General features: G+C 62.5%; 13 protein-coding genes. 2 read left to right on the top strand and 11 right to left on the bottom strand.

Annotated features, from left to right (window positions below):
- Positions 1-72: 72 nt before the first annotated feature.
- Complete coding sequence (locus AC0T4W_RS19315) at positions 73-411, top strand: multidrug transporter (RefSeq protein WP_476321758.1); 339 nt, start codon at positions 73-75, stop codon at positions 409-411.
- A gap of 80 nt (positions 412-491) precedes the next feature.
- On the opposite strand, the gene ggt is transcribed toward AC0T4W_RS19315, so the two are convergent.
- The 6 genes from ggt to AC0T4W_RS19285 form a co-directional block, all read right to left on the bottom strand.
- Positions 492-2,204 (bottom strand): gamma-glutamyltransferase, encoded by a 1,713-nt coding sequence (ggt, locus tag AC0T4W_RS19310; protein WP_476321756.1) that lies wholly within the window; start codon positions 2,202-2,204, stop codon positions 492-494.
- Positions 2,201-2,452, bottom strand: a complete 252-nt coding sequence (locus tag AC0T4W_RS19305; protein WP_476321754.1) for a YfhL family 4Fe-4S dicluster ferredoxin — start codon at positions 2,450-2,452, stop codon at positions 2,201-2,203. Before AC0T4W_RS19305 ends, ggt begins: the two co-directional genes overlap by 4 nt.
- A gap of 100 nt (positions 2,453-2,552) precedes the next feature.
- Positions 2,553-3,032: a pantetheine-phosphate adenylyltransferase gene (gene coaD, locus AC0T4W_RS19300; protein ID WP_476321752.1), complete on the bottom strand. Its 480-nt coding sequence runs from the start codon at positions 3,030-3,032 to the stop codon at positions 2,553-2,555.
- Positions 3,033-3,154: 122 nt separating this feature from the next.
- Positions 3,155-4,750: a GMC family oxidoreductase gene (locus AC0T4W_RS19295; RefSeq protein WP_476321750.1), complete on the bottom strand. Its 1,596-nt coding sequence runs from the start codon at positions 4,748-4,750 to the stop codon at positions 3,155-3,157.
- Positions 4,751-4,884: 134 nt separating this feature from the next.
- A complete protein-coding gene (locus tag AC0T4W_RS19290; protein ID WP_476321748.1) occupies positions 4,885-5,430 on the bottom strand; it encodes a twin-arginine translocation pathway signal protein in 546 nt (181 codons plus the stop codon).
- 65 nt (positions 5,431-5,495) lie between these two features.
- A complete protein-coding gene (locus AC0T4W_RS19285) occupies positions 5,496-6,950 on the bottom strand; it encodes a coniferyl aldehyde dehydrogenase (protein WP_476321747.1) in 1,455 nt (484 codons plus the stop codon).
- A 236-nt stretch (positions 6,951-7,186) separates the two neighbouring features.
- Between AC0T4W_RS19285 and AC0T4W_RS19280 the strand changes: the two genes are divergently transcribed.
- Entirely contained in the window at positions 7,187-7,846 is a 660-nt protein-coding gene (locus tag AC0T4W_RS19280; protein WP_476321746.1) for a TetR/AcrR family transcriptional regulator, read from the top strand.
- Positions 7,847-8,044: 198 nt separating this feature from the next.
- Here the strand turns inward: AC0T4W_RS19280 and AC0T4W_RS19275 are convergent, their stop codons facing one another.
- Genes AC0T4W_RS19275 through AC0T4W_RS19255 form a run of 5 tightly spaced genes read right to left on the bottom strand, consistent with a single transcriptional unit; the run spans position 8,045 to position 13,995 of the window.
- Positions 8,045-9,040 (bottom strand): hydrolase, encoded by a 996-nt coding sequence (locus AC0T4W_RS19275; protein WP_476321744.1) that lies wholly within the window; start codon positions 9,038-9,040, stop codon positions 8,045-8,047.
- A gap of 3 nt (positions 9,041-9,043) precedes the next feature.
- A complete protein-coding gene (locus AC0T4W_RS19270) occupies positions 9,044-10,543 on the bottom strand; it encodes an RNA-binding domain-containing protein (protein WP_476321742.1) in 1,500 nt (499 codons plus the stop codon).
- Positions 10,544-10,545: 2 nt separating this feature from the next.
- Positions 10,546-11,154: a 16S rRNA (guanine(966)-N(2))-methyltransferase RsmD gene (rsmD, locus tag AC0T4W_RS19265; RefSeq protein WP_476321740.1), complete on the bottom strand. Its 609-nt coding sequence runs from the start codon at positions 11,152-11,154 to the stop codon at positions 10,546-10,548.
- Entirely contained in the window at positions 11,154-12,647 is a 1,494-nt protein-coding gene (locus AC0T4W_RS19260) for a M16 family metallopeptidase (RefSeq protein WP_476321738.1), read from the bottom strand. The genes rsmD and AC0T4W_RS19260 overlap by 1 nt, the downstream gene beginning before the upstream one ends.
- Complete coding sequence (locus AC0T4W_RS19255) at positions 12,640-13,995, bottom strand: M16 family metallopeptidase (RefSeq protein WP_476321736.1); 1,356 nt, start codon at positions 13,993-13,995, stop codon at positions 12,640-12,642. The genes AC0T4W_RS19260 and AC0T4W_RS19255 overlap by 8 nt, the downstream gene beginning before the upstream one ends.
- Positions 13,996-14,068 lie beyond the last annotated feature (73 nt).

Here is a 14,068-nt window from a genome sequence, read left to right as displayed (position 1 = left end):
CGTCACGCTGACAATTATCAATGCGCTGTTATAGTTAGCTTTACCGCCTCCTAATAGCTGAAGGATCGCCCCATGAAACTGTTCCGCTCAACCGCTGCTGCTCTGGCGCTGACCACTGGCCTGCTGGCGCTGCCGGCTTATGCTGACGTAGCGCAGCAGAACAGCAGTGGCGACCCTCTTTATACGGCTAACGCGCCAAAAGCGTTTTCGATGATTGGTGATCTGCTGATTGCCCGGCCCTTGCTGATTGGCGCAACCGCTATCGGTGCTGTGGCTTTTGTTGTGAGCCTACCGTTTACTGCGGCGTCTGGCGGTATTGGCGAAGCCGGCCATGCCCTGGTCGTTGAGCCTGGCAAAGAAGCTTTTGTGCGTTGCCTGGGCTGCACCACTAGCGGCTATAAGCAGAACTGATGCTCTATCGCTTCAGGGCTGCTGCAGTATTTGGCTTGGCAGCCCTGAGAATTTCTGGCCTGACGTCTCTGTGATTCGCATTACTGCGGTCTGGCTGGTGTGACCACCGCAGTACCGATCCCGCGCGGATCGCTTGCCGCTTTAACCTTCCCGCCTTGTTTGTCCCAGTACAGCACCTGCTGATTGCCGTACTGCCTGCCGGTTGATTTCAATTGATGCCCGAGCGCTTCTAGTGCCGTTATTTCTGCTGGGCTGAATGTAGTCGGCTCATGCTCGATCAAGTCCGGGCGGAACTGGTGGTGATAGCGGGCGATGCTGGGCCAGCGCTCGATAGGCTGCTGATTCAGGTACTCCAGCATCGCCAGCAGCACCATGCTGGGAATCCGGCTGCCGCCCGGTGTGCCGAAGCTGGCGAAGTCCTCGGTGCTTTCGATAAAGCTTGGGCTCATGCTCGACAGCGGCCGTTTACCGGCGGCGATGCTGTTGGCCTGGCTGCCCCTCAGGCCGTAGGCATTACTGCCTTGTACATCGGCTGCAAAATCATCCATCTCATTGTTCAGCAGCACCCCGGTGCCGGGTGCGGTAAAGGCTGCGCCGAATGGCAGATTGACCGACAGCGTCGCCGCCACCGCATTGCCCTCGGTATCGAGCACTGAGAAGTGGGTGGTGTGATCGCCTTCCTGCCAGGTTTTGCTGGGCGGCAGGCTGTCACTCGGCGTGGCGCGTTGCGGGTCGATGCCACTGGCCAGCTGTTTCAGGTGCGCCGGTGCCAGTAGGTGTTGCGTTGGGTTGCGGACAAAATCCGGGTCACCGAGCAGGCCGCGATCCCGGTAGGCGCGGCGCAGGGTCTCCACCACCAGGTGAGTGCGTTGCACGCTATCAGCCTGCTGCCAGGGCAAGTGCTGCAGCATCAGTAGGCTTTGCCCCAGTGCGATACCGCCAGCTGACGGCGGTGGCGCGCTGATCAGCTCGCGTCCCTGATTTAGCGCTACGCGCAGCGGCTGGCGTTCAACGATGCGGTAGTCGGCCAGGTCCTGAAGGGTCCAGATGCCGCCGGCATCATGCACGGCCTTGACCAGCTGTTTTGCCACCGATCCTGCGTAAAAACCCTGAAGCCCCTGTGTGCCCAATTGCTCCAGGGTGCGGGCCAGCTCTGGCTGGCGCAGCAGGCCGAACTCTTCGGGGATTGCGCCTTTGTCGAGGAAAATTCGCGCGGTTTCCGCATCCTCACGCATGGCTGCGAGCCGCCAGCCCACGCGCTCCCGATAAATCCGGTCGATGCTGACACCGCTGCGTGCCAGGCGGATGGCCGGTGCCAGTGAGTCGCGTAGCGGCAGGCGGCCAAAACGCTCGGCCAGTTCTACCAGCGCAGCCGGCAGGCCAGGAATGGCAGCGGCCAGCGCGCCATTTAGTGAAAGGGTCTTGCTTATCTCGCCGTCGACCCGATACAGGTCGGCATGTGCCGCCTGGGGCGCACGTTCGCGCGCATCGAGAAAGCGGTAGGTGGGTGATTCGCCGGCTTCGCGCAGCAGAAAGAAACCGCCGCCGCCCAGGCCGGAGCCGTAGGGTTCGACCACCGCCAGCGCGGCGCTGATGGCCACGGCTGCGTCAAAGGCGTTGCCGCCCAGCGCCAGGGTTTCCTGAGCGGCCACGGTGGCGGCGGGGTGCGCGGTGGCAATGGCGATGCGTTCAGGCTGGGCTGCGGCCTGCAGCTCAAGGGCGCAGAGTAGAGCAAGCGCACCGAGCAGGGTGTGCCAGGGGCGGTGGCCGCAGATTAGGCGGCCGGTCTTCATGCTTTACCGGTAATGATTAGATACTTCTGCATCAACTCACCCTTGCTCTCGACATTGTTTTCATCGAGTGGGATGCAATCGACCGGACAGACCTGCTGGCACTGCGGCTCGTCATAGTGGCCCACGCATTCTGTGCACAGATTAGGGTCGATTTCGTAAATTTCCTCGCCTTGGGAGATCGCAGCGTTCGGGCATTCAGGTTCGCAGACGTCGCAGTTGATGCAGTCGTCGGTGATGATCAGGGACATGACGCACTCCTGCTGCACCCTCTTGGGCACAGCCACAAAACTTGGGGAAGCAATGCGCAAATTGTGCCCCATCAGGGCCGCGCATGCACGCGGCCATGGCTCAGTGCTTGAAACGTTCGGTCAGCGCGGCGGCCACCGCCGGGTGCACGAAGTTGGAGATATCGCCGCCCAGGGCGGCGATTTCGCGGACCAGGGTCGAGGAAATAAAGGAGTATTTTTCCGACGGGGTAAGAAACAGGCTTTCCACATCTGGGGCCAGTTGGCGGTTCATATTGGCCAGTTGGAATTCGTATTCAAAGTCCGATACCGCGCGCAGGCCGCGCAGAAACACGTTCGCACCTTGTTCTTTGGCGAAGTGCGCGAGCAAGGTGGAAAAGCCGACTACTTCAACGTTGGGCAGGTGTTGGGTGACTTCCCGGGCCAGCTCGACGCGTTGTTCCAGGCTGAACAGCGGGTTCTTCTTCGGGCTAGCGGCGACCGCAATGATCACGCTGTCGAACAGCCGCGCGGCACGCTCGACCAGGTCGCCGTGCCCCTTGGTGATGGGGTCGAAGGTGCCTGGGTATAACACTCGATTCATCGTGACGTCCTGGCGGGTCCGTTGGGGAATCGGATGGTAGCGCAGCGTGCCGCAGCGGCCAAGTCGGCCGCCGGCTATCGAGCAGATTCACGGGCGCAGAACGGCCCGAGAATACCGCGCCATCAGACGTGCTTGAGGCGCTCGGCGAGCTTTGTCGCCAGTTTCGCGGTCAGGCCGTAGATCGACAGCTGCGGGTTGGCGCCGATACTGGTGGGGAACAGCGAGCCGTCATGGATCGACAGGTTGCTCAGTTGATGGTGACGCCCCAGGCTGTCGGTGACGGCTTGCTGCGGGTCTTCGCCCATGGCGCAACCGCCCATTACGTGGGCGCTGCCCAGGCGAGTGCGGTATAGCTCCAGGCTAAGGTTGTCGATCAGGCTTTTCGCCTCGGCCAGGGTTTTCACGTAGCCGGCGTCGGCGTGCAGCGGTAGCACTGCGCGGGCCCCGGCGGCGAACTGGATCTCGGCCATGGTATGGAAGGCGCGGCGAACGCCATCCCAGGTGTAGTCAGTCATTTGGTAATCGAGTACTGGGCTGCCGTCGCCGCGCAGTTCCACGCGTCCTTCGGCGCTGTCTGGGTGAAAGCCGTCGCGCAGCAGGGCCAGCATCACGTTGGTATTGGGCAGTTGCTCCATGCGCATGGCGTTGTCGATGCCGAAGCGGCCGAGCAGGGTGGCGGTCAGCGCGGGTTGTAGCGGCGGCACTTCGAGCTTGTAGGACAGGCGCCCAGCGGTGCCGTCATCCCATTGGAATTGGTCGGAGTAGACCGACTGCGGCGCGCCGTAGAAGGGGTTGATCACCTGCTCGAACAGCGCGGCGGAGAAGTTCACCAGGTGCAGGTAGGTGCGTTTACCGGCGCGTTCATGCGGGTCGGGTGCGTTCGAGCGTAGGAGAATCCCCGGTGTATTGATGCCGCCACCGGCGAGCACGTAATGCTTGGCCTTGACCGTGATCGTGCGGCCATTGGGGGCGACGCTGCGTTCGTCCATGCCCAGGCATTCGATGCCGGTGACCTTGTCGCCTTCGATCAGCAGGCGTTCGGCGCGGGCGAGATAGAGCAGTTCGCCGCCCTTATCCAGGGTCGCCGGAATGGTGGTGACCAGCATTGATTGCTTGGCGTTGGTCGGGCAGCCCATGCCGCAGTAACCGAGGTTCCAGCAGCCGCGGACGTTGCGCGGAATCGTCTGCCACTCGTAGCCGAGCTTGTCGCAGCCGCTGCTGATCACTGCGTTGTTGGCGTTCGGCGGCACGGCCCATGGCGCTACGCCCAGGCGCTGCTCCATCTGCCCGAACCAGGGGGCCATTTCCTCAGGGCTGTGGCCTGTGACGCCGTGCTCCTTGGCCCAGTGTTCCAGGGTTGGCGCGGGCGTGCGAAAACTTGAGGTCCAGTTGATCAGCGTGGTGCCGCCGACCGCACGACCCTGCATGATGGTGATCGCGCCATCCTTGCTCATGCGGCCGATGCCTTCCTGGTAGAGGCTGGCGTAGGCCTTGTCTTCGAGCATCTTGAAGTCGTCGCTGGTCTTCAGCGGGCCTTCCTCGATCAGCAGCACTTTGAAGCCAGCCGCGCTGAGGATTTCTGCGGTAGTACCGCCACCCGCGCCACTGCCGACGATGGCCACATCGGCTTCCAGGGTCAGGTCGCTGTCCAGGCGCGAGCCGTTGTAAGTCTTCCAGCCACGGGCCAGGCCTTGCTTGAACAGATCGGGTACAGGCATTGCGGATTCTCTTGTTGTACTGGGCTGGTGTGGCGGTTGGGTGATGGGTATCGCTGCGCTCAACCCATCCTACGTGCTCTGTTTCTAATGTTTGCACTGCAACAACGGCATAGCCGACGCGCAGCAGGTCGTGGTCAAACAGTCGGAGGGCCGGGGTAGCCGCAATGCGCCCACGACTCGGCTCGGCTATACCAGCTCATCATCACCAGTTGCAGCAGCGAGGCGTGGCCCATTTTCAGAAGGCCAATCGAGCTGTTTTGCCAGCGGTCGAGAAATGCTCGTACGTCAGTAGGCGATGCGTTTTCCCAGCTGCCCCAGACGCCGGTCAGTGGGCCACGGGTGAGCGGCATGGCGAGCACATCGAACAGCTGCACGGTCAGCTTGAGCAATTCCGGCGAGAGGTGATTAAGGCTGTAGTCGAGGTTGGCGAGGGTGCCCGCCACTGCCTGCGGCATTTTCTCGGTCGTTACTGCGCCGGCCAACATTACCGGGATCAAGGCATTCAGAAAGGCCAGATCGGATTCGCGGATCACGGCAAAGCCAGCTTTCGGCGTACTCGCCGAACAGCCGCTGAGGCTGGCGGTCAGCCCCGCCGTGGCGAGAAAGGCCGAGCCCATCAGGCCGATCTTGAGCAGGCTGCGCCGATTCAGGGCCGGCGCTTCAAGCGTGGTGTTGTGCATTTATTGTTATCACCCATATAGGCTTCCGTAGGAGCGGGCCATGCCCGCTCCTACAGATGGAGGGGTTAGCGAACGAACAGCTTGTACACCAGCTTCTGCAGGGCTTTGCCGTAAGGTGGGTAGATCAGCTTGGCGGCATTGAAGCGCTGCTTGATAAATACGCCCTTGGCCTTGCTGAATGTGAGGAAGCCTTCATGGCCGTGGTAATGGCCCATGCCGGAGGGGCCGACGCCGCCGAACGGCATATCGTCCTGGGCTACGTGCAACAGAGTGTCGTTGAGGCACACGCCGCCGGAGTGGGTCTCGTGCAGTACGCGCTGTTGCTCGCCCTTGTCGTAGCCGAAGTAGTACAGCGCCAGCGGTCGGTCGCGCTCGTTGATAAAGGCGAAGGCATCTTCCAGCTTGTTGTAGGGGATGATCGGCAGCAGCGGGCCGAAGATCTCGTCCTGCATCACCTTCATTTCATCCGTCACATTCAGCAGCACGGCATACGGCATGCGCCGGCCCTGGGCTTCGGGGTACAGCGAGATAATGGTCGCGCCCTTGCTCTCGGCATCCTGCAGGTAGCCATTGAGGCGCTGCTGCTGACGCTCGTTGATGATCGCGGTGTAGTCCGGGTTGTCCTTGAGTTGCGGGTAGAAACTCTGCACCGCATTGCGGTAAGCCTCGACAAAGCCCTCCACGCGGTCTTTCGGCACCAGTACGTAATCCGGTGCCACGCAGGTCTGGCCGGCGTTCATGGTCTTGCCGAAGGCGATGCGTTCGGCGGCGTCGCTCAGCGGTACGGAGGCCGAGACGATAGCCGGGGACTTGCCGCCCAGCTCCAGAGTAACTGGGGTCAGGTTCTCGGCGGCGGCGCGCATCACGTGTTTGCCGATGCTGGTGGCGCCGGTGAACAGCAGATGGTCGAACGGCAGTTTAGAGAAGGCCATGCCGACTTCTGCCTCGCCCAACACCACGGTTACCAGATCTTCGGGGAAGACTTTAGCCAGCAGGTCCTTGACCAGCTGCGAGGTGGCCGGGGTCGATTCGCTCATCTTGATCATCACCCGGTTGCCGGCGGCCAGCGCGCCGACCAGCGGGCCGATGGCGAGAAACAGCGGATAGTTCCACGGCACGATCACCCCGACCACGCCCAGCGGCTGGTAGATGACCTTGGCCGAGGCCGGCATAAATTGCATGCCGACGCTGCGCCGCGAAGGTTTCATCCACTTCTTGATGCGTTTGCTCGCGTAGTGGATGCCGTGCAGGCTGGGCATCAGCTCGGCGAGCAGGGTTTCGTCGGCGCTGCGGTTGCTGAAATCCTGGCTGATGGCGCTGATCAGCGCGTCACGTTCATTGCTGAGCAGCTCGCTGAGAACTTTCAGCCACTGCATGCGCTGTTCCGCCGAAGGCATAGGGTTGGCCTTGAACGCCTGACGCTGCCGGGCAAAGCTGCTCTCCAGTTGGCTGAGCTGCTGTTGGCTGCGTTGCAGGCTTTGTTCCAGGCTTTTATCAAAGACGGCGACGTCGGCGACCATGGTGTTGCTCCTCGGCATTCCAGCAATGCAGTGCGTCAGATGAGCTGAGGCTGCTGCAGAAAAGGTGTGCTGGATTTTTAGAGCAATTACTCTAATCTGTCAAATAGCATGGCGTGGTCTGCCGACAGACGCAGCCCAACGAAAAGTTAGCGCATGTTTCCACGGCTTTTCCCGGTAACACTTCTGGTGTTTCTGCCTGTACCTTTTCCGAGCTTTTGAGCCGAGATCGAGTCGTTATGTCAGCCCCACTGAAAACCCGCGAACGCATCATTCAGGAGAGCCTGGCGCTGTTTAACGCCCAGGGCGAGCGCAGCGTTACCACCAACCATATCGCCGCGCACCTGGGGATTTCACCGGGTAACCTGTACTACCACTTCCCTAACAAGCAGGCGATCATCGCCGAGCTATTTACCCTTTATGAAAGCCAGGTGGATACCTTTTTGCGCCGCCCCGAGGGCCGCGCGCTGACGGTGCAGGACAAGACCTTCTATCTGGAAGTGTTGCTTGCGGCCATGTGGCACTACCGCTTTCTGCACCGCGACCTGGAGCACCTGCTCGACAGCGACGCTGAATTGGCTGAGCGCTACAAGCTGTTCTCACAACGCTGTTTACAACGTGCGCAGGACATTTATCAGGGCTTTGTCGAGGCCGGCATCCTGTTGATGAATGCGCCGCAGATCGAGGCGCTGACCCTCAACAGCTGGATCATCATGACCTCCTGGGTGCGCTTTCTCTGCACCACTCGCGGCAACCCCGGCGACCTCAGTGAAGAAATGCTGCGCCGTGGCATCTATCAGGTGTTGGCGCTGGAGGGCGGCTATATCACGCCCAGTGCACGTGAGGCGGTCGAGGCGCTGTACGCCAAGCTGCATGTGCCGCTAGAGCAGGTGATCTGAATAGTACTTGGCTTCGATGGGGTGGCAGGTTGCGCCTTTGGGTGGGTTAGCGGCGCATGCCCCCGTGTAACCCTGTACAGCTGGTTTTGCGCGCCGCGTAACCCACCATTGCGTTGGTCGGGATTGCGCGTGGTGGGTTACGCCGCGCGCAGAAAGCGTTTCGTTTGCTCGTGCAGCGCTCTGCGCGGCTAACCCACCCTACAGTGGCATAGTGGCCCGTTCGGCTAGCCACTGCGGAATACGTCGCTCCAGGTAATAACCCGGTTTGCCCAGGCTGCCTTCGACAAAGCCGACATGGCCGCCGTGGGCGTGCAGCTCGAATTCGATGCTGGGTGACAGTTCGCTGGCTTCGGGCAGGCTGTGGGGGAATACAAAGGGGTCGTCTGCCGCCTGGATAATCAGCGTGGGCGTTTCGATCTGACCGAGGAAGTAGCGGCTGGAGGCGCGGCGGTAGTAGTCCTCGGCATCAGCGTAGCCATGCAGCGGCGCGGTGATACGGCCGTCGAAATCCCAGAAGGTGCGCATATTGTCCAGCGGGCCGAGTTTTTCCAGGGTGGATAGGCGGTCGCTCATGCCCTGGTGGGCGAACAGGCGCTGTTTGTCCTTCACATAGGCCACCATCTCGCGCATAAAGTGGCTCTGATAAACCCTGGACAAGCCCATGCCGATGCGGTCTGCGCACTGATCCAGACGAAACGGCACCGACACCGCCGCTGCGCCCTGCAACTGGCTGTCCGCCCCCGTTTCGCCGAGGTACTTGAGCAGCACATTGCCACCCAGCGAATAGCCCACGGCATACAGTGGCGCCATCGGCCGTTGGGCACGCAGGTGGCGCACGGTTTCCGCCAGATCCTCGCTGGCGCCGGAGTGATAACCCCGCGCCAGCAGGTTCGGTTCGCCGGAGCAGCCGCGCCAGTTCAGCGCCACGCTGGCCCAGCCTTGGGCCGCCAATTGCCGCTGCAAACCCAGCACATAGAGCGAGCTGGATGAGCCGGTCAGGCCATGCAGCACCAGTACCAGCGGTGTGCTGGCTTCATGCGGGCCGTGCCAGTCCAGATCAAGAAAGTCGCCATCTTCCAGCCACAGACGTTCGCGCGTGCGCTCAAGCTTCGCCGGCCGGCGACACATCGGGTTCCACAGGGTTTGCAGATGGGGGCCGGGCAGCCACCAGGCGGGTTTGAAGGCGTTGCTCATGGGTTAATTGTCCAGCGTGTTCAGGTGTGCCTGCCCGGTGGGTGTCAGCCGGTATTGTTGCAACCGGCTATTGGGTTTGTCGGGCAGGGTGTATTCGATCAGGTTGGTGGCCAGAAGTTGACGTACTGTCTGGTTGAGTGGCCCGGAGATACTCTTTTGCCCCAATGCGCTAGAAAGACTCGCTTTGCTCGCTGCGCCACTCAGTAGGCAACGCAGCACGCGGACTTCCAGCGACTCTGGCTGTGACTCTGGCTGCGAGTCTGGCTGCGAGTCTGGCTGTGAGCCTGTACCCGATCCCGTCAGCGCCTGGAAGCTGCCGGCGCCTATGGCGATGCTCGGCAGCATCACCGTCACGCGGAAGATCGACTCCTCGCTGAGAATCGGGTCCTGGCCGCCGAAGGCGCGGGCGTACTTGAACAGGTTGCGCACCCCGGAGCCCAACTCCTCGGCCCACTGCATTTCACGGAATACCCGGGCGATGGCAGGGTTCTTAGGCGACGGGGCGAAGTCGTCCGGGCGCAGTAAGCCGATGCCGTGGGGGTTATTACTGTTCTCGGTGATCACCCGGTCACGCTGGATAATCAACTTGGCCGGGAACGGATTGAGGTACTCACGGTGGATCAACAGGTTGGCCACCACCTCGCGAAAGATCCGTTCACGCAGGCTGACACGCTGATTGCCTTCCAGGTAGAAGGGGTCGGCGATGTGCTTGCCAACAAAGGCCATCAGCCGGTCGTAGCTTTCCAGCAGGTTGGTGCGGATATCGTCACGGTCGTCGTAACGGTCCAGGTCGTGCACCCGCAGGATGGCGTCGGTGCGGTGATGCGGCACCACGCCCAGCACCACCTCGTCGCGGCCGAACAGCAGGGCACCAGCCATGGAAATGCCTTCCTCGCCGGTCTGGTAGTCGCGCTGATACAGCCGCGCGCTTTTCAGCAGCTCTAGATCATCCAGCTCGGCCCAGGGGTGGCCGCTGCGCTGCAAGCGCACGTTATGCCGCACTCGTTCGATCAGGTCGCTGCGCAAGTCCTCCAGACGAATAAACGGGAAGATGCGGTTCTCGCTGTAGCTCACCTGCTTGCGCAGATAAAGCTCGCTCAGTAACTGGCTGTGGCCGGTGATATCGAAGTCGCCATCCTCGTTGCGGCTAAATACCCGGTTATTGCAGCTGTGCACCTGGGAGCTTTCCGGCACGCTGAGTACCAGCACAATCTGCCCATCCAGCTCCAGCTGTTCGGGCACCAGCTGCATCGGCGGGTTGATCTTCTGCGCGTTGTGCAGGGTATTGACCAGGTCCTTGCGCATTTGCGCCACGGCCTCGGGCTTGATACCGGTAACACTGCCGTCATCCGCCGCGCCCAGCACCAGGGTGCCGCCGCGCTGGTTGAGGAAGGCGCAGATGGTCTCGTACACATCACGGTTCAGCGCCTCGCGGGCGCGCTTGAATTCGACCGTCAGGCCTTCGCCTTCCTGTAGTACACGCGTCAAATGCTGCGGCGTCATGGCTATGCCTGGCCCGTACGCTGCCACAGCGCGTAATAAACCTGTCCGGCCTTCTGCTCGCGGTGCAGGCGCCAGTTGCCGGGCATGCCGAGGCTGGATGGTGGGTTTTCACTTTCGGTGTAGACCCAGGCATCCGCCGCCAGCCAACCGTTCTGCTCGAGCAGGGTGCAGGCCGGCAGCAGCAGGTTTTGGTTAAACGGCGGGTCGAGAAAGGCCAGGTCGAACGGCGTTGCTGCCGGATTCTGCAGGTAGAGCAGGGCGTCGGTCTGCTGCAGCTGGCCGTTGTCGCAGTTCAGCGTTTGCAGGTGGCCGCGTAGGCTGGCGATGGCGGCTGGGTTGAGGTCCAGGGCCAGGGCGCTGCCGGCGCCACGCGACAGCGCTTCGAGAAACAGCGCGCCGCTGCCGGCAAACAGGTCGAGCACCTTGGCGCCCTCGACATAGGGCGCCAGCCAGTTGAACAGCGTCTCGCGTACGCGGTTGGGCGTCGGCCGCAGCCCGGCGGCCATGGGGAAGTTGAACTGGCGCGAGCGCCATTGCCCGCCGATGATCCGCAGTTGGCCATCGCCACTATGGGCGGGGTTGGCTTTTGGCGGTTTGGGTCGCTTGCTCATCAGTGCTCCGGGACGCCAGAAGGTTGTTCGGCGGGGCTGTCGGTGGGCGGTGGCAGTTCTTGCTGCGCCACAGTCGGGCCGGCAGTGACGATCACCAGGGCTTCGGGATTGAGGTGTTTGGCCATGGCGGCCTTGACCTGCTCCACGCTCAGCGCCTGCACATCGCGCATAAAGTCCTCCAGGTAACTCAGCGGCAGGTCATAGAAACCCATGGAGCCGAGCTGACCGACGATGGCGGCATTGCTGGCGGTGGACAGCGGGAAGCTGCCGGCCAGCTCGCGTTTGGCGTTGTTCAGCTCATCAGTGGTCGGGCCGTTGGCGATAAAGTCGGCCAGCATGCTTTTGACCAGCTGCAGGGTGCCGTCGCTGAGTTCGGCGCGGGTCTGCAGGTTGATCATAAAGGGGCCGCGCGCCTGCATGGCGCTGAAGCCGGAGTAGACGCCATAGGTCAGGCCGCGCTTTTCGCGCACTTCGGTCATCAGGCGAGTGCCGAAACCACCGCCGCCGAACACCTGGTTGCCCAGGTAGAGCGCGGCGTAGTCCGGGTCGCGGCGGTCGATGCCGAGCTGGGCGATCATCAGGTGGGTCTGGTTAGACGGATACTCGATGTGCTGCAGACCGGCTTTCGGCTCGTCCGGCTGGGCGATGCGCGGCAGTGCAGGGCCTTTCGGCAGGGCGGCGGACACCTGGCTGGCCAGGGCTTCGGCGTCGCTGCGCGAGAGGTCGCCGACCAGCGCAATAATCGCGTTATTGGCGGTGTAGGCCTTGGCGTGGAAAGCCTGCAGCTGTTCACGGCTGATGGCCGGGATGGACTCGGCATTGCCGTCGCTTGGGTGCGCGTAAGGGTGTGTGCCGTACAGCCGCTCGAACAACGCCAGGCTAGCCAGTTTGCCGGGGTTCTGCTTCTGGTACTCGAAACCGGCCAGCAACTGGTTTTTGATCCGTGCCAGGGCGTCGTCCGGGAAGGTCGGTTGGCCGAGCACCTGATTGAACAGCTGCATGGCCGGCTCGCGTTTGTCCGCCGCACTGAGGCTGCGCAGGCTGGCGATGGCCATGTCGCGGAACGCGCCGTTGCCGAAGTTGGCGCCGAGGTTTTCAAAGCCGGCGGCGATTGCGCCGACATCCTTGCCCGGTACGCCTTCGTTGAGCATGGCGTTGGTCAGCATGGCCAGGCCGGCGGTGCCGTCGTCATGGCTGCTGCCGGCGGCAAAGGTCAGTTGCAGGTCGAACATCGGCAGCTCGCGGGCTTCGACGAACAGCACCTTGGCGCCTTCGGCGGTCTGCCAGGTCTGGATATTCAGATCACGGCGGCTGGGTGGCTGATCGCCAAGGGCGGTCAGGGATTCGATGCTGGTCGATTCGGCAGCCGGGCCCGCAGTTGGGGTTGGGGTTGGGCTGCTATCCGGGCGGTTGATCACCAGGGCCAGCAACGCCAGCAGTATCAGTAGCGCCAGGCCGAGCAGGCCGTAGCGCAGGCCATTGCGCTCACTCATTGCGCTTCTCCTCAGGCAGAACATGGGCGACGCTTAGGCGGTCGCGGGTAAAGAAGGTGCTGGCGGCTTGCTGGATATCGGCCGGGGTGACGGCCTCCAGTTCGGCCAGTTCCTGATCGATCAGCTGCCACGACAGGCCGACGGTTTCCAGCTGGCCGATGGCGGTGGCCTGGCTGGTGATCGAGTCACGCGCGTAGACCAGGCCGGCAATCACTTGTGCACGCACGCGGGCCAGTTCCTCGGCACTTGGCGGGGTGTTTTTCAAATCCTCCAGCTCGCGCCACAGGCCGGCTTCGACCTGCTCCAGGGTCTTGCCGGTCTGCACGTTGGGCGTGGCGGAAAGAATAAACAGGCTGTCGCCACGGGAGAAACCGTCGTACCAGGCAGAGGCGCCGGATACCAGTTCCTCACCACGTTCCAGGCGGGTCGGTAGACGGGCGCTGTAGCCGCCATCGAGCAGCGCAGCGGCCAGACGCAGAGCATGTACTTGTCGCGGCTGTTCGGCGGTGGCCAGGCCCGGCACGTTAAAGCCCATCATCAGGCTCGGCAGCTGGGTTTTCAGGTACAGGGTGATACGACGCTCGCCCGGTGCGACCAGCTCACGCGGTATTTTCGCCGGGGGCACGTTGCGCTTGGGGATGGCGCCGAAATAGCGCTCGGCGAGCGTTTTTACCTCGGCGACGCTGACGTCGCCGACCACCACCAGGGTGGCGTTGTTTGGCGCGTACCAAGCCTCGTACCAGTCGCGCAGCTCTTCGACGGTCATGCGTTCGAGGTCGGCCATCCAGCCGATGGTGGGCGTGTGGTAACCGCTGGCCGGGTAGGCCATGGCCTTGAAGCGCTCGTAGGCCAGGCTCGACGGTTTGTCATCGGTGCGCAGACGACGTTCCTCCTTGATTACCTCGATTTCTTTGGCGAACTCATCGGCTGGCAGTTTGAGGCTGGTCAGGCGGTCGGCTTCCAGTTCCAGGGCGACGGCCAAGCGGTCGCGGGCCAGCACTTGGTAGTAGGCGGTGTAATCGTCGCTGGTAAAGGCGTTTTCTTCGGCGCCCAGCTCGCGAAGGATGCGTGAGGCTTCGCCGGGGCCGAGCTTACGGCTGCCCTTGAACATCATGTGTTCGAGGGCGTGGGACAGGCCGGTCTGGCCCGGCGTCTCGTAGCTGGAGCCAACCTTGTACCAAATCTGGCTGACCACCACCGGGGCGCGATGGTCTTCGCGCACGATGACCTTGAGGCCATTGTCCAGGCTGAATTCGTGAGTGGGTTGGGTTTCTGCGGCCAGGGCCAGCAGCGGTGTACAGAGCACGCCGAGCAGCAGGGCTGCAGTGCGTTGGGCAATCATATGCATGGATTATTGACCTGTCGGACGGGCCCGCTTGGTCTTAGCGTCGGCGGGCGCGGAGGTGCTAGGATACGCATCC

It is taken from the genome of Pseudomonas sp. C7.1, from assembly GCF_056312395.1.
This window is presented reverse-complemented; position numbering and strand designations above follow the sequence as displayed.

Bases quoted from the DNA above. Each gene is read 5' to 3' on its own strand.
- AC0T4W_RS19315 (WP_476321758.1), top strand. From the start codon at position 73: ATGAAACTGTTCCGCTCAACCGCTGCTGCTCTGGCGCTGACCACTGGC.
- ggt (WP_476321756.1), bottom strand. From the start codon at position 2,204: ATGAAGACCGGCCGCCTAATCTGCGGCCACCGCCCCTGGCACACCCTG.
- AC0T4W_RS19305 (WP_476321754.1), bottom strand. From the start codon at position 2,452: ATGTCCCTGATCATCACCGACGACTGCATCAACTGCGACGTCTGCGAA.
- coaD (WP_476321752.1), bottom strand. From the start codon at position 3,032: ATGAATCGAGTGTTATACCCAGGCACCTTCGACCCCATCACCAAGGGG.
- AC0T4W_RS19295 (WP_476321750.1), bottom strand. From the start codon at position 4,750: ATGCCTGTACCCGATCTGTTCAAGCAAGGCCTGGCCCGTGGCTGGAAG.
- AC0T4W_RS19290 (WP_476321748.1), bottom strand. From the start codon at position 5,430: ATGCACAACACCACGCTTGAAGCGCCGGCCCTGAATCGGCGCAGCCTG.
- AC0T4W_RS19285 (WP_476321747.1), bottom strand. From the start codon at position 6,950: ATGGTCGCCGACGTCGCCGTCTTTGATAAAAGCCTGGAACAAAGCCTG.
- AC0T4W_RS19280 (WP_476321746.1), top strand. From the start codon at position 7,187: ATGTCAGCCCCACTGAAAACCCGCGAACGCATCATTCAGGAGAGCCTG.
- AC0T4W_RS19275 (WP_476321744.1), bottom strand. From the start codon at position 9,040: ATGAGCAACGCCTTCAAACCCGCCTGGTGGCTGCCCGGCCCCCATCTG.
- AC0T4W_RS19270 (WP_476321742.1), bottom strand. From the start codon at position 10,543: ATGACGCCGCAGCATTTGACGCGTGTACTACAGGAAGGCGAAGGCCTG.
- rsmD (WP_476321740.1), bottom strand. From the start codon at position 11,154: ATGAGCAAGCGACCCAAACCGCCAAAAGCCAACCCCGCCCATAGTGGC.
- AC0T4W_RS19260 (WP_476321738.1), bottom strand. From the start codon at position 12,647: ATGAGTGAGCGCAATGGCCTGCGCTACGGCCTGCTCGGCCTGGCGCTA.
- AC0T4W_RS19255 (WP_476321736.1), bottom strand. From the start codon at position 13,995: ATGCATATGATTGCCCAACGCACTGCAGCCCTGCTGCTCGGCGTGCTC.